Source organism: Haloplanus sp. C73, from assembly GCF_051195115.1.
Taxonomy (GTDB): domain Archaea; phylum Halobacteriota; class Halobacteria; order Halobacteriales; family Haloferacaceae; genus Haloplanus.
In genome coordinates this window covers 61,876-82,936 of the sequence record NZ_JBNTJZ010000005.1, presented here as the reverse complement: position 1 = coordinate 82,936, position 21,061 = coordinate 61,876, and the positions used below count along the sequence as shown (strand labels likewise).

General features: G+C 66.7%; 22 protein-coding genes and 1 pseudogene. 7 read left to right on the top strand and 16 right to left on the bottom strand.

The genetic code is table 11. The annotated features are described in order from the left end of the window. Positions 1-9: 9 nt before the first annotated feature. Complete coding sequence (gatD, locus tag ACQUSQ_RS10265; protein ID WP_435068854.1) at positions 10-1,254, bottom strand: Glu-tRNA(Gln) amidotransferase subunit GatD; 1,245 nt, start codon at positions 1,252-1,254, stop codon at positions 10-12. Positions 1,255-1,336: 82 nt separating this feature from the next. Here gatD and ACQUSQ_RS10260 point away from each other — a divergent pair, with 82 nt between their 5' ends. Beyond that, positions 1,337-1,762, top strand: a complete 426-nt coding sequence (locus tag ACQUSQ_RS10260) for a hypothetical protein (RefSeq protein WP_435068852.1) — start codon at positions 1,337-1,339, stop codon at positions 1,760-1,762. On the opposite strand, the gene ACQUSQ_RS10255 is transcribed toward ACQUSQ_RS10260, so the two are convergent. Then, positions 1,763-2,416 (bottom strand): ArsR family transcriptional regulator, encoded by a 654-nt coding sequence (locus ACQUSQ_RS10255; protein ID WP_435068851.1) that lies wholly within the window; start codon positions 2,414-2,416, stop codon positions 1,763-1,765. A 112-nt stretch (positions 2,417-2,528) separates the two neighbouring features. Here ACQUSQ_RS10255 and ACQUSQ_RS10250 point away from each other — a divergent pair, with 112 nt between their 5' ends. After that, positions 2,529-2,945, top strand: a complete 417-nt coding sequence (locus ACQUSQ_RS10250; protein WP_435068850.1) for a universal stress protein — start codon at positions 2,529-2,531, stop codon at positions 2,943-2,945. A 74-nt stretch (positions 2,946-3,019) separates the two neighbouring features. Then, positions 3,020-3,661 (top strand): nitroreductase family protein, encoded by a 642-nt coding sequence (locus ACQUSQ_RS10245; protein ID WP_435068849.1) that lies wholly within the window; start codon positions 3,020-3,022, stop codon positions 3,659-3,661. Here the strand turns inward: ACQUSQ_RS10245 and ACQUSQ_RS10240 are convergent. Further along, the gene (locus ACQUSQ_RS10240) at positions 3,658-4,743 is read right to left on the bottom strand and encodes a KaiC domain-containing protein (protein WP_435068847.1); all 1,086 of its coding nucleotides are present in this window, start codon (positions 4,741-4,743) and stop codon (positions 3,658-3,660) included. The two genes, ACQUSQ_RS10245 and ACQUSQ_RS10240, sit on opposite strands and share 4 nt — an antisense overlap. Before the next feature lie 136 nt (positions 4,744-4,879). On the opposite strand from ACQUSQ_RS10240, the gene ACQUSQ_RS10235 reads away from it, so the two are divergent. After that, positions 4,880-5,701 carry an NAD(+)/NADH kinase gene (locus ACQUSQ_RS10235; RefSeq protein ID WP_435068846.1) on the top strand — a complete coding sequence of 274 codons (822 nt, stop codon included), beginning with the start codon at positions 4,880-4,882 and terminating at the stop codon, positions 5,699-5,701. 33 nt (positions 5,702-5,734) lie between these two features. Here ACQUSQ_RS10235 and carB read toward each other — a convergent pair whose 3' ends face one another. From carB to ACQUSQ_RS10175, 12 genes and pseudogenes are all read right to left on the bottom strand, one after another. Further along, on the bottom strand, positions 5,735-8,971 hold the full coding sequence (carB, locus tag ACQUSQ_RS10230; protein ID WP_435068844.1) for a carbamoyl-phosphate synthase large subunit: 3,237 nt from the start codon (positions 8,969-8,971) through the stop codon (positions 5,735-5,737). A gap of 118 nt (positions 8,972-9,089) precedes the next feature. Continuing rightward, positions 9,090-9,302: a hypothetical protein gene (locus tag ACQUSQ_RS10225; protein WP_435068842.1), complete on the bottom strand. Its 213-nt coding sequence runs from the start codon at positions 9,300-9,302 to the stop codon at positions 9,090-9,092. Positions 9,303-9,424: 122 nt separating this feature from the next. Continuing rightward, positions 9,425-9,961, bottom strand: a complete 537-nt coding sequence (locus tag ACQUSQ_RS10220) for a DUF5815 family protein (RefSeq protein ID WP_435068841.1) — start codon at positions 9,959-9,961, stop codon at positions 9,425-9,427. Between the two features lie 43 nt (positions 9,962-10,004). Beyond that, positions 10,005-10,256 carry a hypothetical protein gene (locus ACQUSQ_RS10215; protein WP_435068839.1) on the bottom strand — a complete coding sequence of 84 codons (252 nt, stop codon included), beginning with the start codon at positions 10,254-10,256 and terminating at the stop codon, positions 10,005-10,007. A gap of 57 nt (positions 10,257-10,313) precedes the next feature. After that, positions 10,314-10,532 (bottom strand): hypothetical protein, encoded by a 219-nt coding sequence (locus ACQUSQ_RS10210; RefSeq protein WP_435068837.1) that lies wholly within the window; start codon positions 10,530-10,532, stop codon positions 10,314-10,316. 67 nt (positions 10,533-10,599) lie between these two features. Beyond that, positions 10,600-11,040, bottom strand: coding sequence for a type IV pilin (locus tag ACQUSQ_RS10205; protein ID WP_435068835.1), 441 nt, complete (start codon positions 11,038-11,040; stop codon positions 10,600-10,602). Between the two features lie 192 nt (positions 11,041-11,232). Further along, positions 11,233-11,676: a type IV pilin gene (locus ACQUSQ_RS10200; RefSeq protein WP_435068833.1), complete on the bottom strand. Its 444-nt coding sequence runs from the start codon at positions 11,674-11,676 to the stop codon at positions 11,233-11,235. Between the two features lie 161 nt (positions 11,677-11,837). Beyond that, positions 11,838-13,667, bottom strand: a complete 1,830-nt coding sequence (locus tag ACQUSQ_RS10195; RefSeq protein WP_435068832.1) for an FAD-binding protein — start codon at positions 13,665-13,667, stop codon at positions 11,838-11,840. A gap of 2 nt (positions 13,668-13,669) precedes the next feature. Then, positions 13,670-14,524: a succinate dehydrogenase/fumarate reductase iron-sulfur subunit gene (locus ACQUSQ_RS10190; RefSeq protein ID WP_435068830.1), complete on the bottom strand. Its 855-nt coding sequence runs from the start codon at positions 14,522-14,524 to the stop codon at positions 13,670-13,672. After that, positions 14,521-14,901 (bottom strand): succinate dehydrogenase, encoded by a 381-nt coding sequence (locus ACQUSQ_RS10185; RefSeq protein WP_435068828.1) that lies wholly within the window; start codon positions 14,899-14,901, stop codon positions 14,521-14,523. Before ACQUSQ_RS10185 ends, ACQUSQ_RS10190 begins: the two co-directional genes overlap by 4 nt. Beyond that, positions 14,901-15,329, bottom strand: coding sequence for a succinate dehydrogenase, cytochrome b556 subunit (gene sdhC / locus ACQUSQ_RS10180; RefSeq protein ID WP_435068826.1), 429 nt, complete (start codon positions 15,327-15,329; stop codon positions 14,901-14,903). The genes ACQUSQ_RS10185 and sdhC overlap by 1 nt, the downstream gene beginning before the upstream one ends. Before the next feature lie 67 nt (positions 15,330-15,396). After that, positions 15,397-16,383, bottom strand: a pseudogene (locus ACQUSQ_RS10175) (succinylglutamate desuccinylase/aspartoacylase family protein). Positions 16,384-16,468: 85 nt separating this feature from the next. Between ACQUSQ_RS10175 and ACQUSQ_RS10170 the strand changes: the two are divergent. Both ACQUSQ_RS10170 and ACQUSQ_RS10165 read left to right on the top strand, forming a co-directional pair. Continuing rightward, positions 16,469-17,155 (top strand): DUF1405 domain-containing protein, encoded by a 687-nt coding sequence (locus ACQUSQ_RS10170; protein WP_435068824.1) that lies wholly within the window; start codon positions 16,469-16,471, stop codon positions 17,153-17,155. Further along, a complete protein-coding gene (locus ACQUSQ_RS10165) occupies positions 17,152-17,742 on the top strand; it encodes a DNA-3-methyladenine glycosylase family protein (protein ID WP_435068822.1) in 591 nt (196 codons plus the stop codon). Before ACQUSQ_RS10170 ends, ACQUSQ_RS10165 begins: the two co-directional genes overlap by 4 nt. Here ACQUSQ_RS10165 and ACQUSQ_RS10160 read toward each other — a convergent pair. Then, positions 17,739-18,794 carry a CNNM domain-containing protein gene (locus ACQUSQ_RS10160; RefSeq protein WP_435068820.1) on the bottom strand — a complete coding sequence of 352 codons (1,056 nt, stop codon included), beginning with the start codon at positions 18,792-18,794 and terminating at the stop codon, positions 17,739-17,741. The genes ACQUSQ_RS10165 and ACQUSQ_RS10160 overlap by 4 nt on opposite strands. Before the next feature lie 93 nt (positions 18,795-18,887). Between ACQUSQ_RS10160 and ACQUSQ_RS10155 the strand changes: the two genes are divergently transcribed. Beyond that, entirely contained in the window at positions 18,888-21,050 is a 2,163-nt protein-coding gene (locus tag ACQUSQ_RS10155; protein WP_435068818.1) for a hypothetical protein, read from the top strand. Positions 21,051-21,061 lie beyond the last annotated feature (11 nt).

The window sequence follows — 21,061 nt, the reverse complement described above, 5'->3', positions numbered from 1 at the left end:
TGGATTGGGTCAGGTCCACGGCACCGAACGGTCCTGAAGTTCGCCGACGAGTGACTCTCTCATTGCCGCCGCCGGGTCGTCGCGGTTGGCCAGCGCCCACATCAGTTTCGCCGTCGCCGTCTCGGGCAGGGTGTCGCCCGCCTCAACGACGCCCGCATCCAGCAGGTCACGCCCCGTGTCGTACACGCGGTCACAGACCCGACCTTCGAGACACTGACTCGTCATGGCGACGACGGTGCCGTCGTCGACCAACTCCTCGATGCGGTCTATCCAGTCCGTCGCGACGTGGCCCAGCCCCGTCCCTTCGATGACGACACCCGCCGCGTCGTCGAGGTGGTCGAGCGCCGCCGGGTTCATCCCCGGCGTGAACTTCACGAGTTCGACGCTCGTCTCCAAATCCGAAGCGAGCGAGAGGTCGACATCGCCGCGTTCGGGGCCGTCGCGGCGGAACTCGACTCGCTCCGTATCGTAGTCGACCCGCCCGATTGGCTTCGCGCCGACCGTCTCGAAGGCGTCGCGGCGCGAGGTGTGGTTCTTCCGCACGCGGGTCGCGCGGTGGAGCGCGCAGGCGTCGTCGCTCGACGACTCGTGCATACAGACCAGCACCTCGGCCCGGTCGCTCGTCGCCGCCTCGACGGCACAGACCGCGTTCATCACGTTGTCGCTGGAGGGACGGTCGGCCGAGCGCTGACTCCCCGTGAACACGATTGGCACCGGCGTATCGAGCATAAAGGAGAGCGCGGAGGCCGTGTACTGCATCGTGTCCGTGCCGTGCATGACGACGACGCCGTCCGCGCCGGCCTCGATTTCCTCGGCGACGGCCGTCGCCAACTCCTGCCACACGTCCGGCGTCATGTTCTCGGAGAGGATGTTGGCGACGACGCGCCCGCGGTAGTTGGCCCGGCCCGCGAGGTCCGGCACCGCCCGAAGCACGTCCTCGGCGTCGAACTGCGCGGTCACCGCGCCGGTCCGGTAGTCGACCGTCGACGCGATGGTGCCGCCGGTCGAGATGAGCGAGACGGTCGGCAGGTCGTCGTCGAACTCGACGGTCGACTCGGCGCCGTCGCCGCTCGCGCTCTCGACGTCGTAGACGTCGCGTTCGAGCACTTCGACCGCGGCGTCGTCGCGGGCGATACCCACGTTGTAGCCGCCGGGTAGCTTCACGACGAGGTTCTCCGCCGTCGTCGACGGCATGAGGACGCCCTCGTTCTCGACGCCCCCGCGCTCGACGCGGACGCGATCCCCTGGATTCATACGCCGAGGTATCGTCCGGGCGGACTTGAATCCACTCGTTGCGCGCCGCAAGCCACTTCTCGCTCCGACCCCGAGTCGGAGTATGCGCCTCGCGAGCGACGACGGCGACGACACGTCCAGCAGTCGATTCGCTATCGGCCGCCGTCTCCGTCGCCTCTTTTCGCCGCGGGTGTTCGTCCTCGCCCTCGCGCTCTCCGTTGTCGGCGTCGTCGCCGGCGGCGCCATCCCCGTCATCGGCGTGTTCGGTCGCTTTCTCGGCATCGCCGTCGCCGGCTTCGCCCTCGCCTTCCTCGCGTCTGGCCGTCGGTACGCCGAGGCGAGCGTCGCCGGTGCCGTCGCTGCCGGGGCGGGGTTCGTCCTCGGCGCACTCGACGCCACGCTCCTCCCCGTCGTCTCCGATTACGGCGTCCAGATTGCGGGTCTCGGAACGACGACCGGTCTCGCCGCGGCGCTCGTCGGCCACTATTTCGGACGCGACCTGCGGGCCGGGCTCACCCGCGACCTGTAACTAGGTGATGCGCCACTCGTCGCCACGCTGGCCGACCAGTCCCCGGTCGGCGAGCGTGTTGAGGGCGCCACGGACGGCGTCGGTCGGCGCGTCGACGGCCTCGACGATTTCCGTCGTCGTATTCGACCCCGTCGCCACCGCCGCCAGCACCTCCGCGTGAAACCGGCTGTCGGCGTCGACGCCGAGGTGGTCGTTCAGGCGGTCCATCACTTCGGTGATACGGCCGTACACCCACCGCTGGGCGAGCGAGAGTTCGTTTTCCAGCGCCTGCAACTGGTCGAACGCCGTCGCGAGGTCCTCGACGTCGTCGTCCGTCTCCCCCGGTGCGTCCAGCGAGACGTGTCGGCACTGTCCGTTCATATCGAGCGTCGGGCTCGCCGGATAGGCGCTCTTGGCGCCGAACCCGTACGGCGAGACGCTCACCTCCAGTCGGAGGTTGCGCGAGATGTGGAAGTACTTGCGTCGCTGGTCGTCCGTGTGACTCTCGACCAGTCCCGCCTCCTCCAGTTTTCGGAGGTGGTCGATAACCGCCTTCGGACTCACCCCGAGATACTCGCTTATCTCGGTGACGTAACAGGGCTTTCGGGCCAGAAGACGCAGAATCCGCCGGCGGTTCTCGTTACCGAGTAAATCGAGTAGTACCGCCGAGTCCATGACGTGAGGTTAGCGTCGATAGTTGAAAAGCCCTGCGCGTGCAGGCGGGTGTTCGTGTCGATAGCCTGTCACGGCACCCCCGTTTTTGTGTTCGCCTCGCGTAGCCCGTGATATGACTTCGCACACGCTCGTGCCGTTCGACGGCAGCCCGCAGTCGGAGGCGGCGTTGAAATTCGCCGTTTCCGAGTGGCCCGAGGCGACACACACCCTGTTGTACGTCGCCGACCCGGTCACCACGGGCTTCCGTGACCGTGCGCTCCCCGGTGGCTCCACGGCGTGGTACGACAACGCCCGTGACCGCGCGCAGGACTACTTCGACGAGGCGGCGGAACTCACCGGTCGCGAGTTCGACACCCGCGTCGAGGTGGGGAGTCCCGCGCGGGTCATCGTCGACGTCGCCGCCGACGGCCCCTTCGACCACGTCATCCTCGGGAGCCACGGCCGCGAGGGCGTCTCCCGCGTCCTCCTCGGGAGCGTCGCCGAAACCGTCGTCCGCCGGTCGCCCGTCCCCGTGACGGTCGTCCGATAACTGGTATCATCCGCCACCCGGCGAGTTCGGCCGACTCCATCCGGTTCTTGACGCTGGAGACCGTTCGTCCGGTAATGGAGTTCGACGACGTCATTCAGACCCGACGCTCGGTGCATCAGTACTCGGACGCCGACATCGACGACGAAACGCTGTACGACATCTTCGAGGACGTCCGCTACTCCCCCTCCTCGTTCAACCTCCAGCCGTGGGAGTTCCTCGTCGTCCGCGGTGACGACCTCGAAGACCTCCAGTCGGTCGCCTACGGGCAGGAACACGTCACCGACGCCGCGGCGGCCGTGGTCGTCCTCGGCACCTTGGACCCCAGCGACCACGCCGAGCGCGTCACGAGCGACCTGCTCGAAAAAGGCTATCTCCCGAGCGAGGAGGCCGCCGAGGCTCGCCTCGACACCGTCGACGGCCTCGCCGACGCCGACAGCGAGACGCGGCGCCTCTGGACCGCTCAGAGCAGTTCCCTCGCGGCCATGACGCTCATGCACGCCGCGTGGGACCGCGGCATCGCCTCCTGTCCGATGGGCGGGTTCGACGCCGACGCGCTCCACGAGACGTTCGACGTTCCCGACGACTACGAGGCCGTGATGCTCGTCACCCTCGGCTACCCCGAAGACGAGGCCGCCGACCTCGAACGGCCGCGGAAGTTCCGCCGGTCCGCGGACGAAATCGTCCATCTCGACGAGTTCGACCCCGTCGCGCGCTAGAAGATGTTCGCCTGCCGGTAGACGCTCAGCCCGCTGTCGGTGATTTCGTAGGGCTTCGTCTCCCGAGAGTGGTTCGCGTCACGGATTTTCTGAATCTCGACCGCCAGCCGCGTCTCCTGAAAGTCGGAGGCCCGCACGTACTGCAGGATGAACACCGCGTCCGCGAGATACTCGATGATGCCGTAGCGGGAGTTGTACGGGCTGTCGCTGCTGGCCTCGCTGACCACGAGCGTCGTCACGCCCGCGTCCTTGAGCGCCTTCGAGAACTGATACACCTCGCTTCGCCGGTCGGACGCGCGGTCGTACATCATTTCGAGAAGTGACACCGAGTCGAGGACGAGTCGGTCGGCGCCGAACTCCTCGATGAGTTCCGGCAGTTCGCTGCGGATGCTCGATAGGCTGTTTGCCATCTCCACGGGGTCGAGGTGGACGACGGCCAGTCGCCCCTCGTCGGCGTACTCCCTGAACGGCCACCCCTTCTCCGCCGCGGTGTCGTAGATTCGGTCCGTGGTCTCTTCGAGCGAGAGATAGACGCCGCGCTGCCCGTTGGAGAGGGCCTCGTTCAGGAACTGGAGGCCGAACGTGGTCTTGCCCGTCCCCGCCGAGCCGATGACCGAGATGAGCGACCGCGTCGGCACGCCGCCGAGAATCATGTTGTCCAACCCCTCGACCCCGAGGTCGATGCGGTCGATTGCGGAGTCGAAGTCGGCGTCCTCGTCCGCGAACGGTTCGGATGTCGACTCGCCGCCCATGCCGGGCGGCCCACCCGAACCCATGTCCGGCCCCTCGCCACCGAACGGGCTCTCCCCGCCCGACCCCTCGCTGATATCGGGCGCGCTTTCGAATGCGCTGGCGAAGTCTTGGTCGAACGGCGACTCCGAGTCGGCGCCACCCCCGCCCCCGCCCGAGCCGAGGTCCTCGAAGCCGCCGACGTCGTCGATGTCCGGAACGTCTACTGGCTCCTCCTCGGCTTCCTCGGACGCCGCCTCGTCCGAGTCGGCGTCGCTCTCCGTCTCGGCCGACGCCTCCTCGTCGGACTCGCGGAGCGCTCGCTCGAACCAGTCTTCCTCGTCTTCACTCATCCTGTGTCTCCGTCTCGCGACGGCCCGTATCGACGCCGCTGTCTCGCGGGCCGTTGCATTGTCGACTCTGCGCGCGCGAGTGGCATCAATGTTGTCCGTCCGGTGGGCTTTTTTTCTCGGACGGCAACGGCGGAGTATGCACGTCGGTATCGTCGCGCAGCGAGGGAACAGCCGCGCCACGTTTCTCGCGTCCGAGTTGCGACGACGCCTTCAGGCCGAAGACGTGTCCGTCGCCGTCGACACCACTACCGCCGAAGCCCTCGATTTGGACGGGACGCCCGTCGAATCGTTCGACGTCTGTGACCTCATCGTCAGCATCGGCGGCGACGGCACCTTCCTCTACGCCGCTCGCGACGCCGACGGCACGCCCATTCTCGGCGTCAACCTCGGCGAAGTGGGCTTTCTCAACGCCGTCGGTCCCGACGAAGCCGTTGACGTCGTCTTGGACGAGGTGGCGGCCTTCCGCGCCGACGAGATGCCCGTCCGCGAGACGCCGCGACTGGCCGCGAGCGGCGACGACTGGACCGCGCCGCCGACGACGAACGAGGTGGTCGTACAGGGGCCGATTCGCGGCCCGAGCGGCGGCGTCGATATCGACATCCGCGTCGACGGGTCGACCTACTCCGCCAGCCGTGCCGACGGCGTCCTCGTCGCCACCCCCACCGGGAGTACGGCCTACAACCTCAGCGAATCGGGACCACTCGTCCACCCCGGCGTCGACGCGCTGATTATCAACGAAATGTGTGCCGACGGCGGGATGCCACCGCTCGTCGTCGGCCCGGACAGCGACATTACGGTCCGACTCTCCGGTACCGACCGGGCCGTCGTCGTCGGCGACGGTCGGGTTCTCCGCGAACTCGACCCGCCGACCGACGTCGAAATCGGCCGCGCCGACTCGCCGATGCGCGTCGCTGGGCCGACGTCGGATTTCTTCGAAGCCCTCGAAAAACTGGATTAGCGCGCCGTCAACGAGCGTCGCAGACCGACGCCGCTACTCGCCGCCCCACTGCTTCTGCACTCGCGGCCGGTCCGAAGTCGCCTGCACGTCGATGGGGTCGTCGTAGTGACGCAGTCCCTCCAGCACCGCTTGGGCCGACGCCTCCGTCGAGAAGTACGTCACGTCCTCCTCGACGGCGACTTCCAGCGCCGCTCGGTTCCGCGAGACGATGATGTCTACCTCGCCGGCACGGATGGCCGCGGGCAGGTCGTCGAACTCGCGAACGTCGAAGAAGTCGGCGAAGTCGTCGATGAGCGCCTGTCCTTCCTCGCTGTCGGGGGCGGGGAACTCCGCCGCCGAGAGGTCGACGACGGCCGTCCCCTCGTTCGGGATGGCCTTGCCCGTCGCGGACTGGGCCTTCTCGTAGGCCTTGCCGAAGTGCTCGGCCGTCCCCATGACCTCGCCCGTCGACTTCATCTCCGGGCCGAGACGCGGGTCGCTACCGGGCAGGCGGTCGAAGGGCAGGACGACTTCCTTGACGCTCACCTTCTCCGGAATCTGCTCGCTGACGTCGAGTTCGTCGAGTGAGTCCCCCGCCATCACCTTCGCCGCGAGTTTGGCGATGGGGACGCCCGTCGCCTTCGAGACGAACGGCACCGTCCGCGAGGAGCGCGGGTTGGCTTCGAGGACGTACACCGTGCCGTCTTTGACCGCCAACTGCACGTTCAGCAGGCCGACGGTGTCGAGTTCGCGAGCAATCTCCGCCGTCACTTCGCGCACGCGGTCCATCACGTCCAGCACTTCGTCGGCTTGGGGCGGAATCATACACGCCGAGTCGCCGGAGTGGACGCCGGCGCTCTCGACGTGTTCCATCACGCCGCCGATGAGGACGTCTTCGCCGTCGGCGACGGCGTCGACGTCGAGTTCGACCGCGTCGTCGAGGAACTCGTCGACGAGGATGGGCTTGTCGGGCGAGACGCGCACCGCCTCCTCGATGTACTCTTTCAGCTCCGCGTCGTTGTAGACGACGTCCATCGCGCGGCCACCGAGGACGTACGACGGACGGACGAGGACTGGGTAGCCGATGTCGCTCGCGAGTTCGAGCGCCTCGGATTCGCTCGTCGCGGACCCGCCTTCCGGCTGGGCGATGCCGCGGTCGTCCATCAGGCGGTTGAACCGGTCGCGGTCCTCGGCGAGGTCCATGGCGTCGACGCTCGTCCCCAGAATCTCGCAGTCGAGGCCGCGGCGGTCGAGTTCCGCCTCCAGCGGGTGCCCGATGTTGACCGAGGTCTGACCGCCGAACTGCACCATCACGCCGTCGGCGTCGGCCGCCTCGACGACGTCAGCCACTTCCTCGGCGGTGATGGGTTCGAAGAACAGGCCGTCTGAGGTGTCGTAGTCCGTCGACACCGTCTCGGGGTTGTTGTTGACGACGTGGGCGTCGATGCCCTCCTCGCGGAGCGCCTGAATCGCGTGGACCGAGCAGTAGTCGAACTCGACGCCCTGCCCGATGCGGATGGGGCCGCCGCCGACGACGACGACGCTCTCGACGTCGCGGTCGACGCGGAGTTCGCCCGCCGCGGCCTCGCCCTCGAACGGCCCGGTGACGTACTCCGGCTTGCGCGAGGAGTAGTAGTACGGCGTCTGGGCCGCGAACTCGCCCGCGCAGGTGTCGACCTGCTTGTACGTGCGACCGGGTACCGCCGTCTCGACGGTGCCGACGTCGGCGCCCGCCGTCGCGGCGATTTCCGCGTTGGTGACGCCCTTGACGGCCGCCTCCGTGAAGTCGCCCTGCGCGGCGTCGGCGACGGCCGAGGCGACGCGCTCGAAGCGCTCGACGTACCACTCCTTGATGCCGGTCATCTCGACCACGTCGTCGACGGTGTAGCCGCGGTCGAACGCCTCGAAGATGGCGTAGGGGCGGTCCGGCGTCGGCCGGGTCAGATACTCGTCTTCGAGCGTCTCGTCGTCGACGGTCGACATGTCGACCGCGGGGTCGTACTCCGTCGACCGCAGTGCCTTCAACAGCGACTCCTCGAAGGTGCGGCCGATGGACATTGCCTCGCCCGTCGACTTCATCGCCGTGCCGAGCGTGAAGTCCACGTCGCCGAACTTGTCCTTCGGCCACCGGGGAATCTTCGTGACGACGTAGTCGATTGCCGGCTCGAACGCCGCCGTCGTCTCGCCCGTAATCTCGTTCTCGATTTCGTGGAGGCGCTTGCCCAAGGCGACTTTCGCGGTGACGCGGGCAATGGGGTAGCCCGTCGCCTTCGACGCCAGCGCCGAGGAGCGAGAGACGCGGGGGTTGACCTCGACGACGCGGTACTCGCCGCCGGGGGTGCCATCGTCGTGCCACGCGAACTGGATGTTACAGCCACCCTGAATGCCGAGTTCGCGGATGACTTCGAGCGCGGCGTCGCGCATCTCTTGGTGGCCGTCGTCCGGAATCACCTGCGACGGCGTGACGACCATCGACTCGCCCGTGTGGATGCCCATCGGGTCGAGGTTCTCCATGTTGCAGATGATGATGGTCGAGTCGTCGGCGTCGCGCATCACCTCGTACTCCAGTTCGACCCAACCCGCGATGGACTCGGTGATGAGCACTTCGCTGTTGCGCGAGAGGCGAAGCCCCTTGCGGACGCGCTCGATGAGTTCGTCCATCTCGTGGACGACGCCCGACCCGGAGCCACCGAGGGTGTACGTCGTTCGCGAGATGACGGGCAGGCCGCCGACGGCGTCGACGGCCGCCTCGACGCGTTCGCGAAGCGCCGCCTCGTCGAGTTTGCTCACTTCCTCGCCCTCGTCGAGCGAGATGGTGACCGAGCCGGGGACCGGCTGGCCGATTTTCTCCATGCGCTGGCGGAAGAGGTCGCGGTCCTCCGTCGCGTAGATGGTGTCGAGCGGCGTCCCCATGATTTCCACGTCGTGTTCCTCGAGGACGCCCTCCTCCGCGAGTTCGGCGGTGACGTTCAGGCCAGTCTGGCCGCCGAGTCCCGCGATGACGCCGTCCGGCTGTTCCTGCCGGATGATTTCCGCGATGGCCTCGGTCGTGATGGGTTCGATGTACACTCGGTCGGCCATATCGGGGTCCGTCATAATCGTCGCGGGGTTCGAGTTGACGAGGACGACTCGTGCCCCCTCCTCCTGCAGGGCTCGGCAGGCCTGCGCGCCGGAGTAGTCGAACTCGGCGGCCTGCCCGATCTGAATCGGGCCGCTCCCGATCAACAGTATCGTCCGTTCCTCGGAGTCGGTGGCGGAACCTCCGTCCGCCACGGTGGCCTCGTCAGTCATCGTCGAATCGGAGTTCGCACATCGTAATAAGCCCCACGAAAGGGTACGAGATACGAAGCGAAATTACGGATTTCGAAGCGTCACTCGGTGCCACGGGGGGTGGTCACACACCGGGCAGTCAGTTGTTCAGCCGGTACCGGTACGGACTGCCCTGTAACACTTCCACGTCACCCTCGTCGGCCCAGCGACCGAGAATCGTCGCGACCCGGTGGGCGCTCTCGAACTCCTCGTGCTCCTCGACGAGCCGCAGTATCTCCTTCGCGGTGAGCGGCTCGTCGGCCTCGGAGAGCACGCCCCGTAGTTGCTCGTATTCCCTCGATTGAGGCCGCATACGTCGTACAACGGCCGGCAACGACTTAGTGTTCAGTGAGACGACCGTCCGACGAATGTCAGACGGCTGTCGCTGGTCGATGCTCGCCGCTCGCTCGACCGCCGGACGGCGTCGGGCTTGCGTTACGCGTTGCCGTACACGTCGTCGGCCTCGATATCTCGCTCCGCGCGGTACTGCTCGACGAACGTCGAGACGTCGAACTCGACCATCTGCTGTTCGAACTCCTGAATCGCCGCGTCGTCGTCCGCGTGACTGACGGCGTGTTCCATAAGCTCGATGACGAGTTCGACGACGACTTCGTGGAGGCGGCGCGCGTCGAAAGACGTGACCCACAGGAGCGCGTAGCCGACGTCGCCGTCTTCGCTCAGGTCCGCCACCGCGACGTGGTCCGGAAACTCCTCCAGAACGACGCCCAACAGGTGTGGGGTGTCGAACTCGGGCATCTCGTCGCTGCTCGTTTCGACCGTCTCCTGCAGGAGGTCGACCAGAAAGTCGGGGAGGAACCGCTCCGGTGGGTGGACGTCCATCACGACGGCGTGGGCGTCGCCACAGGCGCACTCGAACTCCCGCATCCCCAGGTCGAGGTCGGTGGCGCGGACGGTCTCTCCACACGGGAGGTCGACCGTCTGCGTCTCGCCCGGGACGTCCGGTTTCGTCATAGCGCTGGTTGTGTCCTCGGTCGGTTAAACGTCGCGTTCCGTCTCAGCGCTCGGCCGTGACCCACAGTATCGGTCCCACGACCAAGAGCACGATGCCGAGAAACAGGTAGTGGACCGGTGCGAGCGACTGCGGCGTCAGGATGAACACGAGGCCGAACACCGTCGCGTTAGCGGCCATGACCCGCCGTGACTTCAGCGGGAGCGTCCCGACCGTCGCGAGGATGAAAACCAGCAACAGCGCCTGCCCGATGTTGTAGTTGAGCAGGAAACTGTCGATGACCTGTAGCGGGAGCATTCCTACCCACAACTCGCCCGGAATCGGGCATTAAAGTTCCGCTTACCGACGGGCTGGTCAGCGCCCGCTCGGCCCCGTGATGTCGAGCGGTCGAATCCACCCGTACCACAGCACCACCACCATCGTTCCGTAGCCCACGACGAACACGGCCGACCCGAGGGCGTCGTACCCCTGCTCGGCCAGCAGTCCGCGGGCCAGTCCCGACCCGCCGATACCGACGACGAGAAGCAGCAGGATGAGAATCGTGTCCCTTGTCAGAAACGCATCGGCGTCCATACCCGGCCTACGGACTCGCCACTACTCAATGGCTCGGTTCCGAAAAAAGTCGAACTCCGTCAGCGCGTTACTGCGGTGCCGTCGCGCGAGCGATGGTGTTGGTGCTGCCGCCAGCCGGGTTGGTCCAGATGACGCGGATGGTCTCGCCGGTGTCGACCTTATTGAACCCTGCCGAATCACCCGACGAGATTGTTCCACTGAATCCGGTACCACTCAAGGTATTCGTACTATTGTCGCCTTCGACGTTGATGTTGCTCGCTTCGAGAGTTTCACCGCCCTCGTGAGTCACATTAACGATGTCGCCCGCTTGACCGTTGAACGAGCTCCCGTTCGCCTCGAAGTCGAAGCTAAAGCTCGCCTGCGGTGCGCTCTCACTTACTTGGTCGCCCAGTCCGAGGACGAAGGTCCCGATTACAGCGGCGAGAATGACGGTGATAGCCACCATCAGGATGACGCCGATAACCGGACTGACTGCTCGGTCGTCCGTCAGTAGATTTTTGAAGTTCATGTTGTGTGGACACGCCAAACCGATTCCGGGGGGAACATTGGTGCGCCCGAACGGATACGCGTCGGCGTGTATACGTCATCTACGCGACTGAACTGTATAAAGTCCACTGGCCGATTATCGGCGGTGATACACACCCGGTGCCGTCGCTATCGAGTGTAGGAGCCGAAAAATGAACGCGTCGTCGCCAGCGCGTTACTGCGGTGCAGTCGCGCGAGCGATAGTGTTGGTGCTGCCGCCAGCCGGGTTCGTCCAGATGACGCGGATGGTCTCGCCGGGGTCAACGTGGTTGTACCCTGCCGTATCACCCGACGAGATTGTTCCACTGAATGCGGTACCAGTAGTCAAGGTAGTCGAATCGTTGTCGCCCTCGACGCTGATGGCACTCGCTTCGAGTGTCTCACCACCTTCGTGAGTCACATTAACGATGTCGCCCGGTTGGCCGTTGAATCCGCCGCCGTTCGCGGAGAAGTCGAAGCTAAAGCTCGCCTGCGGCGCGCTCTCGCTCACTTGGTCGCCCAGTCCGAGGACGAATGTCCCGATTACAGCGGCGAGGATGACGGTGATAGCCACCATCAGAATGACGCCGATGACCGGGCTGACTGCTCGGTCGTCCGTCAGTAGATTTTTGAAGTTCATTGTTGCGTGGACACGCCGGAGCCGGGGGGAGGTGCTCCCGCACGACACGCGTCGGCGTGCTTGGCTAAGAAACGCGGTACTGACGGATAAATCAACTGGCCAAATATCAACCGGGATAATGTAGCGGCGAGACGACTCCCGCCCCGAGAAGCCGTGAGCGGCTAGTAGCTCCGCTCTTTCGGTTCGTACGTCTTCGACTCGCCTTCGAGCACGACGGGCCGGTACCAGAGTTCGGGCGAACCGTCCGCCCACGACACCATCGTGTGTTTGAGCCACTCGTCGTCCTTTCGCTCCTGATGCTCCTTGCGCCAGTGAGCGCCGCGGAACTCCTCGCGCGCGAGTGCGCCGAGGGTAATCATCTCCGCGATGTCGAGCAGGTTCCGCGTCTCGATGGTCTGGATGAGGTCCGTGTTGTAGGTGCTCGACGGGTCGGCGACGTAGACGTCGCGGTAGCGCTCGCGCGCCGCGCTGATATCGGCCAGCGCCTCCTTCAGCGCCGACTCCTCGCGGAAGACGTTGACGTTTGCCGTCATCGTGTGCTGGACCGCCGCCCGAATCTCTGCGTGCTGGGTCCCCTCGTCGCGTTCGAGCAGGCGGTCGACGCGTTCGCGCTCGCGTTCGAGCGTCCGCTCGACGACAGCCGTCGACGTCTCGGCCGTCGCGCCGCCGTCCGCGACAGCGTCGTCGGTCCACGGCTCGCCCAGTTCGACCGGCGCGTCGACGTCGCCCGTCTCCACGTCGTCGGTTCGCCCGACCGGTATCTTCGGCTCCTCCGTCTCGCCGCCGGCGGCGTGGGTGCCGGTGCGCTTGCCGAACACCGTGAGTTCGGGGAGCGCGTTGCCGCCGAGACGGTTCGCGCCGTGGACGCTGGGGCACGCGCACTCGCCGACGGCGTAGAGGCCGTCGACGCAGGTTTGGCCGTACTCGTCGGTTTCGATGCCACCCATCGCGTAGTGCTGGCCGGGCTTGACCGGCATCGGCTCTTCGAGGCCGTCGACGCCCTCGAAGTCCTCGGCGAGGTGGAGGATGTTCTCCAGTCGGTCCACGATGCGCTCCTCGCCCAGATGGCGCATATCGAGGTGGACGTACTCGTCCTCGATGCCCCGGCCCGCGTTTATCTCCGTCAACTCGGCGCGGGAGACGACGTCGCGCGAGGCGAGTTCACCGTCGTTGTTCGCGTAGCCGCGTTCGAACATGAAGCGCTCGCCCTCGTCGTTGTAGAGGATGCCGCCCTCGCCGCGAACCCCCTCGGAGATGAGGACGCCCGTCGACGGCAGGGTGGTCGGGTGGAACTGAATCATCTCCATGTCCTCGACGGGGACGCCCGCCCGGTAGGCCATCGCGATGCCGTCGCCCGTGTTCGCGACGGCGTTCGTGGTGTGGTCGTACACCTGCCCGAGGCCGCCGGTGGCGAGGATGACACCGTCGCTCGCCGTGAACGCCTCGATGTTGCCGGTCGCCGTCTCGTAGGCGACGACGCCGTGACAGGTCCGGTCCGAGGGGTCGTCCTCGTCGGAGACGGCGAGGTTCAGGACGTACCACTCGTCGAACACGTCGATGCCCCGTTTCACCACCTGCTCGTAGAGCGTGTGCAGGAGGTGATGGCCCGTCTCCGCGCCCGCGAACGTCGTCCGCGGGAACGAGAGGCCGCCGAAGGGCCGTTGGGAGACGCGCCCGTCGTCCTCGCGGGAGAACGCCATGCCCCAGTGTTCGAGTTGGATGGCCTCTTTCGGACTCTCCTGACACAGCGCCTCGGCGGCCGGAGCGTCCGCGAGGTAGTCGGAGCCTTTCATCGTGTCGTAGGCGTGGAGTTCCCAGTCGTCGCCCTCGCGGAGCGCGGCGTTGATACCGCCCTCCGCCGCGCCCGTGTGGCTCCTGACGGGGTGGAGTTTCGTGACCATCGCCACGTTCGCCCCCGCTTCCTGTGCCGCGATGGCCGAGCGCAGGCCCGCGCCGCCCGCGCCGACCACGATGACGTCGTATTCGTGCATGGTTACCAAAACTTCAGGTTGCTCTTGACTGCCTCTCGCTTCAGTTCCTGAATGTGCTCGGTCAGCGGGATGTCCTTCGGACACACCTCGGTACAGGAGAACTGAGTCTGACACCGCCAGACGCCGTGTTCCTGCTCGATAATCTCCAGCCGCCGCTGTTTCATGTCCTCGCCCTCGCGCTCGTCCATCGCGAACCGGTAGGCCTTGTTGATGGCCGCCGGGCCGAGATACTCGTTGTCGCCCGCCGCGATGTTACACGAGGACATACAGGCGCCACACCAGATACACCGCGTCGATTTCTTTATTTTCTCGCGGTTTTCGCGGCTCTGGCGCTGTTCTTCGAGTTCGTCGTCCGGCCGGTCGCTCGTCTGGAAGTACGGCTCGACGGACTCCATCTGGTCGTAGAAGTGTTCCATGTCGACGACGAGGTCCTTCACCACGTCCTGATGGGGTAGCGGCTCGATGCGGACCGGCTGGTTCAGGTCCGAGAGCTGGGTCTGACAGCCGAGGCGCTGTGACCCGTTGATGAAGAGGGCGTCGGAGCCACAGATGGCCTGCCGACACGAGTGGCGGAAGGTGAGGCTCGTGTCGAACTCGTCGCGGGCGTAGATGAGGGCGTCGAGCACCGTCATCCCCTGCTCGTAGGGGACGTGGAAGCTGTCGAATCGCGGCTCCTGTTTCCCCTCGACTTCGGGGTCGTAACGGAACACCTTCAGGTGATAGCGCTCCGCCTCGTCGGCCGCGCGCTGTTCGGCTTCCATCCGCTCGCGCTCGCGTTCGTCCGCGCGCTGGCGCGCCTCGTCCGTAGTTTCCGCGCTCTCCGGCTCGGTCTCTGACTGTTGGCGTTGCGTGCTCATAGGATGGGGAGGAGGTCGATGCCGGCCCACGCGTTCGCGGTTCGGAACCCCTGTACCAGCAGGAGGACGCTCGCGACGAGCAGGACGCCCTTGACGACTCGGCGTTTCGTCCCGGTCAGCCCGGCGCTGACCAGCGCGTTGTAGATGCCGTTGACGCCGTGGAACGTCGCGGTCACGAGAAACAGAATCATCAGCGAGTAGTAACTCCACGTCTGCATGCGCCCCGCGCTCATGCCGAAGGTCACTTCGTCGGCGTGGTGGACGAAGTGGAGGAGGAAGAAGTGGAAGGCGAGAACGAGGATGAGGAAGGCGGCGGTGATGCGCTGCCAGAGCCACAGCCGTCCGCCCGGATTGAACGAGGAGTAGCGCTCGGCCATCAGAGCGACACCCCCGCGAGGAACGTGGGGATGCTCGCGACGACGATGGCGCCCGTCAGAATCAGGGAGGCGTAGAAACTCCGGTCCTGTGCCCCCAGCCCGATGCCGAGGTCGACGAGGAGGAGTCGCGTCCCGTTCAACATGTGAAAGACCGCCACCGCCAGCAACCCGACTTCGAGGATGCGGACCACGAGCAGACTCTCCAGCGTTCGGATGGTCTGGGTGTAGAGGTCCTGATTCGCCGCGACCGTCGCGGGGTCGGCGCTGGCCGACGTGAGCGCCGTACTCAGGACGGCGATGTGGGTGAACAGGTACCCTATCAGCACCCAGCCGGTGAACTTGTGGAATATCCAGGCCCACATCCCAGCCGAGAACTCCCGCCACCGACCGAAGTCCTCGATGAGGCCCCGGTCATAGGACTGACTCATGCTCGTCCCGAACTCCGGACGCTGTTCGTATAGAAGTTACGTACGTTTCGAGACTGTGGCCCGTCGATTACCGACCCGCCTGTCGGCGGTTGACGATAGCCGCGGTATCGGAATCGAGTTCCACGAGGTGGCAGATGGGGTTGCCCGGATAGACGACCGGGTTCTCCAACACGCCGATGAGGACGCCGGTAAAGGGGGCGTACACTGGCGTTCCGTCCGCCTTGAACGGGTCCGTAACGTGCAGACGCGGTCGCCCTCCCGAACCAGCGCGCCGCGGTCGTAATGCATATCGACCATCCCGCCCGCGTCGGCCCGGAGCCACGTCTTCTCCGTCACGACCGTCCGCCACCCCGGCCACCGGACCTGCCCCCAGTCGCGCAGGCCGTACTCCGCGAACACGCTCGCCACCCCGTCGAGGGCGTCGTCTATCAACGGTCGCTCGAACCGATGGGCTTCGCCCATCTCGACCGTCACCGTCGGCACGCCCGCCCGCGTCGCCTCGCCCCGGAGCGTCCCGTCGCTCCCCGCGCCGTCGACGATGACGCTCGCGCCGAAGGCGTAAGCCAGCCGCGACACCGCCTCATGTTCCATGTCCGCCCGCACGTGGAGCACGTTCGTCCGCCCGCGCGTCGAGGCCGAAGTCGCAGGGCTCGATGAAGTTCCGAAAGATGGCGCTTGCCATCCGTTTCGCGCTCGTCGACTCGGGGTCGCCCGGAAACGACCGATTGAGGTCGCGGTCGTAAATCGGCAGATACCGCTGTTGGGTGAGAAACCCCTGTACGTTCAACACGGGCAGGCAGACGATGGTTCCGGCGAGGCCGTCGAGGTCCCAGTCGAAGGCCACCTCTCGCACCACCTCGATGCCGTTGAGTTCGTCGCCGTGGGCCGCCGCCGACAGTAACACCGTCGGCCCCGGTCGCTCGCCGTTGACGATGGTCACCGGAATCCGAATCGGGTCGCCCAGATACGTCTCGCTGATGCCGTAGCGCAGGTTCTGTCGCTCGCCGGGGACGACCTTCCCGCCGTTGTACGTGAAGGCCCCGTCCGAGTCCATGCACACTCTTCCGCGAGGTGGCACGTTAAATGGCCGGCCCGCCGACGCGACAGCTTTTACCCCCGACCGCCCCAGTGAGTGACCGATGGCATCGGGTTCGTTCGACGGTGCGCGCTACGTGGAGTACTACCTCGGCAACGCGCCCAGTCTCTCGACGCTTCTCGTCGCCAACGGCCTCGCCTTCCTCGTCGGCGTGAGCTTCTACGTCCACTCCGACCCCTCGTTTGCGGACCTCCCAGCCGTTCTCTACCCGCTTTTCGGTGATTCGCCGACAGCGCTTGCACTCGCCACGCTCTCGCTCGCGACGCTACTCCCCACCCTCGGCACGCCCGTCAGCGACACGCCGACGAACGTCCCGCTGGCGTATCTCCACACCTTCGCCTTCGTCTGGTTGCTCAAATACGGCCTCTGGACAGTCGTCGCGCTCAACCTCCGTCCCGGCCTGTACGTCGGATTCGGCCCGGCCGCCCTCTGGGACTACTGGGGCATCATGCTCACTCACGCCTTGTTCGCCGTGGAAGCGCTCGCGATACCCTACTACGCGCGGACGACGGACCGCGCGCTGGTCGTCGCGCTCGGCGCCCTCCTCGTCAACGACGCCTTCGATTACGGCCTCGGCTACTACCCGCCGCTTCGCTACGACCCCGGTATCCCGCTCGTCGTCGCGACGGTCCTGCTCTCGATTGGCGCCGTCGTCCTCGCCCACCGCCGATTCGACCGACTTGGACGGAGCGACGCGCAGGCACCGGCATCGCCGGAGGGAGAGGCATGACGAGCGACGCCGACGGCGAGGCCCACGATATCCTCCGCACCGACCCCGTGATGGCCGGGTTGATAGACACGCACGGTCCGCTGACGGTCCAGCCGGCGGACGACGAGTTCCGTCGACTCGTCGTCAGCATCGTCAACCAGCAACTGTCGACGGCGAGCGCGACGGCCATCCGCGAGCGCCTGTTCGACCACCTCGACGAGGTGACGCCGGCCGCGGTCCTCGACGCCGACCCCGACGCGCTTCGCGAAACCGGGCTCTCCGGGACCAAGGTCGACTACCTCCGCAACGCAGCGACGGCATTTCGGGAGCGAGACCTCACCCGTTCGGGGCTCGCCGATGTCGACGACGGCGCCGTCGTCGACGAACTTACGCGCATCCGCGGCGTCGGGCAGTGGACGGCCGAGATGTATCTGCTGTTCGTCCTCGGGCGCGAGGACGTCCTCCCGCTCGGTGACCTCGCGATTCGACGGGGACTCGAAGACCTGTACGACTGTGACTCGCGGGACGAGATGCGGGCGGTGGCCGAGTCGTGGCGCCCTTTCCGCTCCTACGGAACCCGCTACGTCTGGGCGCACTACGAGAGCTAGTCGTACGCCCGGTCGAGCGGGTCTTCGAGTTCGCCCATCACCGCCTCCAGCGCGTCCGTCGCGGTCACGAGGCCGACGACTTCGCCGTCTTCGAGCACCAGCGCAAGCTCTTGGTCCTGCGTCTGGAACTGGTCGAAGGCGTCGCTGATGTTCGTCTCCGCGGCGAGTGTCATCGGCGGCGCGGCGATGTCCTCGAACGTCTGCTCGCCGCGCTCCAGCGCCTCCAGATGCGTCAGCACCGACGGCGAGTAGACGACGCCCCGGAAATCGGCGAGGTCGTCGCCAACGAGCGGGAACCGGACGTGCGGGGTCGACCGCATCGTCGCGAGGTTCTCCTCCACCGACGCCGTCGCCGACAGCGCCACGATGTCGTCGGGTGCGGTCACGATTTCGGCGACCGCCGTCTCGTCGATTGCGAGGGCGTTGAGAACCTCTTCTTGTCGCTCTGCCGCCACGTCGCCCTCCTCAAGTAGCGAGCCGAGTCGGTTGCGAAGGTCGGCTCGGGACTCGATGACCTGCTCTTCGGTTTCGAGCCACGCGCCCGTCATCTCGATGCCGAACAGTTTGAGCGTCCCCTTCGCCACCGTGTCGCCGACGCGCATGATGGGCGAGATGAGCCACGCGAACCAGTAGAGCGGGCGCGCGCCGTATCGGCAGACGAACTTCGACCGCTCGACGCCGAGATACGTCGGCGTCTGTTCGCCGTGCGTGAGGTGGACGAGGTTGATAATCCCGAAGGCGATGAGCGCGCCCGCGCCCACCGACGCCAGCGCCGTGCCGGCGAAGTAGGGCTCGAACAGCGCCGCGAGCGCCGGTTCGGCGACGATACCCACTGCGATGCTGGAGGCGGTGATGCCGACCTGACAGCTCGTCAGATAGATTTCGAGGTCCTGTGTCATCTCCCACGCGCGCCGGAGCGCGGGCGTGTCGAACTCCGATTCGGGGTACTGCCGGACCCGAGTGAGGGCGAACTCGACGGCGACGAAGAAGCCGTTGGCGAGGATGAGGAGGATACCTGCGACCAGTCGAAGCCCGAGTTCGAGCGGTTGCATTGTCGCCAGCCTACTGTCAGGAGACATAAAAGCCGGGTGGCCGATACCAGTTTGGCCGCGGATTTTTTGAGAACACTCAGCAAGCGTCGACGTATGGCCGAGCACGACATTCCGAAAGGCGTGAGCCTCGACACACTGCACGAAATTCTGGTCGGCTGGAGCGACGCGGGCGCCGCAGACGAGCCGCAGTACACCGCGGACGTGGAGGCGCTCACGAGTGTGTCCGACGTCGTCGGCCGGCAGACCCGATTCCTCGAAGAGCTCGGCGTTCTCGAACCGCACAAACAGCGCCACGAGTTGACCGACGCCGGACAGGAACTCGCGGACGCGCTCGCCGAGGGCGACGAGGACCGCGCCAGAGCGACGGCGCGGGACCTCCTCTCGGACTGGGACCTCACGGACGACGTTCGCGGCGTCCTCGACGACAACCCGATGGACCGGGCGGAACTCGTCCCGCTCGTCGCCGAACTCGCGGAACAGGACCTCGACACCAGCCGCGTCGAAACCGGACTCACCACCCTGCTCGACCTGTACGAATGGGCAGGGGTTCTCGAACGCGACGCGGAGGGGCGATATCGTCTCCCCGAGGACACGAGTGATGCGACGGGCCCCGAGACGGCTAGCGAGGCGGCGCGTGAGGCGGTCGAGGTGGCCGAGTCGGCCGTGGACGCGGCCGACGCGGCGGCATCCGACACAGTCAGCGAAACGGCCGAATCGACCGCCGAGCCGGCGGAAGCGGGCCATGCTATCGAGCAGACCATCGAAGACGTGACCGAGCGGGTGGTCGCGGAGACGGCCGAGGAGACGGCCCGGGAAGCCGCCGAGGAGGTGGCCGAGGACATCGCACGACGGACGGCCGAAGACGTCGCCGAACGGGTGGCCCGAGACGTCGCAGCGGAAACCAGCGAGAAGCTGGAGGAGGAGACGGCCCAGCGGGTCGTCGAGGCGGCAGAGACGGCGGAGGAGGCCGCCGAGCGGTCCAAGGAAGCCGCGGAGACGGTCGAGACGGAGTCGGTCGAGGAAATCGCGGAGTCGGCTGCGCGGGAGGTGGCCACGCAGGCCGCCGAGGAGGCGGCCGAATCGGTCGCGCGGGACGTGGCGGCCGAAACCGCCGCGTCGGCCGCGCAGGACGCGCTGAAGGAGACCATCGCCGAGGCCGACCGGGCCGCGGCGACGGCGGAAGCGGCGGCGGAGACGGTCCGTGACCTCGCCGACGAACTCGAAGGCGTCGCCGCGGACGCCACGCCGCCCGAACCCGGCGGCGAGGAGACGAGCGACGAGAAGGGCGCGACGGCGCCGGCCGACGAGGCGGTGGAACTGGCCGAGACGGCGGAGCAGGCGCTGTCCGAGGCCGCCGAAGGTGGGTCGGACGAGGACAGCGACACGGCCGAGGAGATGACGCGCCAACTGCTGGAAGACGTCGGGGACGTCGAGGTCACGGTCGGGGGCGAATCGGGCGTCGAAATCAGCGTCGACGAGGATTCGGGCGTCGAAATCAGCCTCGCCGGCGACCTCTCGGACGCGGACCTGCCAGAGGGCGTCCACGTCGAATCCGAGGGGCCGTCCGACGCCGACAATCTGGAGCCGGACGGCGGCGTCGAGGACGCGGTGGATGACGAGGCGACCGACGTCGAACTGGCTCGGGAAGACGGAACGGTCCGCATCGACATCGACGCCGGACCGGGAATAACGATTTCCGTGGACGGAGAAGACGGGGAGGGGTCCGAAGCGGAGGAGGCCGACGAGATGGCCGAAGATACCGAAACAGAGGAGGCCGCCGAGACGGCCGAAGACACCGAAACAGAGGAGGCCGCCGAGACGGCCGAAGACACCGAAACAGAGGAGGCCGCCGAGACGGCCGAGGACGCCGGAGCGCAGGCAGACACTGACGAGGCAGAGCCGGACGAGACGGCCGGAGAAGGCGAAACGGCGGGGTCCGAAGAATCGGGAGAATCGGCAGCAGATACGGCCGAAGACGTGACGGACGCGCTCGAAGCGGAACTGGGCGACGCCGAGGACGTGACGGAACTCGTCGACCAGATTACGACGGCGGCGACGGAGGCCAAGGAGGCGGCTCAGGACGCGAGGGCGGCCGCCGAGGAGGCCCGAACCGCGGCCGAAACGGCGGCGGGTGGCGGCGCGGCGGGCGGTGCGGCGGCGACGGAGCCACACGCCATCTCGCTCGATTTGGACATCGATTCGGAGGACCTCGAAGCTATCGTTCAGGGTCTCCGAGAGGGGCTAACCGAGGAGTGAGGACGCGACCC

Excerpts from the sequence above, each read along its gene's own strand:
- gatD (WP_435068854.1), bottom strand. The coding sequence starts at position 1,254 with ATGAATCCAGGGGATCGCGTCCGCGTCGAGCGCGGGGGCGTCGAGAAC.
- ACQUSQ_RS10260 (WP_435068852.1), top strand. The coding sequence starts at position 1,337 with ATGCGCCTCGCGAGCGACGACGGCGACGACACGTCCAGCAGTCGATTC.
- ACQUSQ_RS10255 (WP_435068851.1), bottom strand. The coding sequence starts at position 2,416 with ATGGACTCGGCGGTACTACTCGATTTACTCGGTAACGAGAACCGCCGG.
- ACQUSQ_RS10250 (WP_435068850.1), top strand. The coding sequence starts at position 2,529 with ATGACTTCGCACACGCTCGTGCCGTTCGACGGCAGCCCGCAGTCGGAG.
- ACQUSQ_RS10245 (WP_435068849.1), top strand. The coding sequence starts at position 3,020 with ATGGAGTTCGACGACGTCATTCAGACCCGACGCTCGGTGCATCAGTAC.
- ACQUSQ_RS10240 (WP_435068847.1), bottom strand. The coding sequence starts at position 4,743 with ATGAGTGAAGACGAGGAAGACTGGTTCGAGCGAGCGCTCCGCGAGTCC.
- ACQUSQ_RS10235 (WP_435068846.1), top strand. The coding sequence starts at position 4,880 with ATGCACGTCGGTATCGTCGCGCAGCGAGGGAACAGCCGCGCCACGTTT.
- carB (WP_435068844.1), bottom strand. The coding sequence starts at position 8,971 with ATGACTGACGAGGCCACCGTGGCGGACGGAGGTTCCGCCACCGACTCC.
- ACQUSQ_RS10225 (WP_435068842.1), bottom strand. The coding sequence starts at position 9,302 with ATGCGGCCTCAATCGAGGGAATACGAGCAACTACGGGGCGTGCTCTCC.
- ACQUSQ_RS10220 (WP_435068841.1), bottom strand. The coding sequence starts at position 9,961 with ATGACGAAACCGGACGTCCCGGGCGAGACGCAGACGGTCGACCTCCCG.
- ACQUSQ_RS10215 (WP_435068839.1), bottom strand. The coding sequence starts at position 10,256 with ATGCTCCCGCTACAGGTCATCGACAGTTTCCTGCTCAACTACAACATC.
- ACQUSQ_RS10210 (WP_435068837.1), bottom strand. The coding sequence starts at position 10,532 with ATGGACGCCGATGCGTTTCTGACAAGGGACACGATTCTCATCCTGCTG.
- ACQUSQ_RS10205 (WP_435068835.1), bottom strand. The coding sequence starts at position 11,040 with ATGAACTTCAAAAATCTACTGACGGACGACCGAGCAGTCAGTCCGGTT.
- ACQUSQ_RS10200 (WP_435068833.1), bottom strand. The coding sequence starts at position 11,676 with ATGAACTTCAAAAATCTACTGACGGACGACCGAGCAGTCAGCCCGGTC.
- ACQUSQ_RS10195 (WP_435068832.1), bottom strand. The coding sequence starts at position 13,667 with ATGCACGAATACGACGTCATCGTGGTCGGCGCGGGCGGCGCGGGCCTG.
- ACQUSQ_RS10190 (WP_435068830.1), bottom strand. The coding sequence starts at position 14,524 with ATGAGCACGCAACGCCAACAGTCAGAGACCGAGCCGGAGAGCGCGGAA.
- ACQUSQ_RS10185 (WP_435068828.1), bottom strand. The coding sequence starts at position 14,901 with ATGGCCGAGCGCTACTCCTCGTTCAATCCGGGCGGACGGCTGTGGCTC.
- sdhC (WP_435068826.1), bottom strand. The coding sequence starts at position 15,329 with ATGAGTCAGTCCTATGACCGGGGCCTCATCGAGGACTTCGGTCGGTGG.
- ACQUSQ_RS10170 (WP_435068824.1), top strand. The coding sequence starts at position 16,469 with ATGGCATCGGGTTCGTTCGACGGTGCGCGCTACGTGGAGTACTACCTC.
- ACQUSQ_RS10165 (WP_435068822.1), top strand. The coding sequence starts at position 17,152 with ATGACGAGCGACGCCGACGGCGAGGCCCACGATATCCTCCGCACCGAC.
- ACQUSQ_RS10160 (WP_435068820.1), bottom strand. The coding sequence starts at position 18,794 with ATGCAACCGCTCGAACTCGGGCTTCGACTGGTCGCAGGTATCCTCCTC.
- ACQUSQ_RS10155 (WP_435068818.1), top strand. The coding sequence starts at position 18,888 with ATGGCCGAGCACGACATTCCGAAAGGCGTGAGCCTCGACACACTGCAC.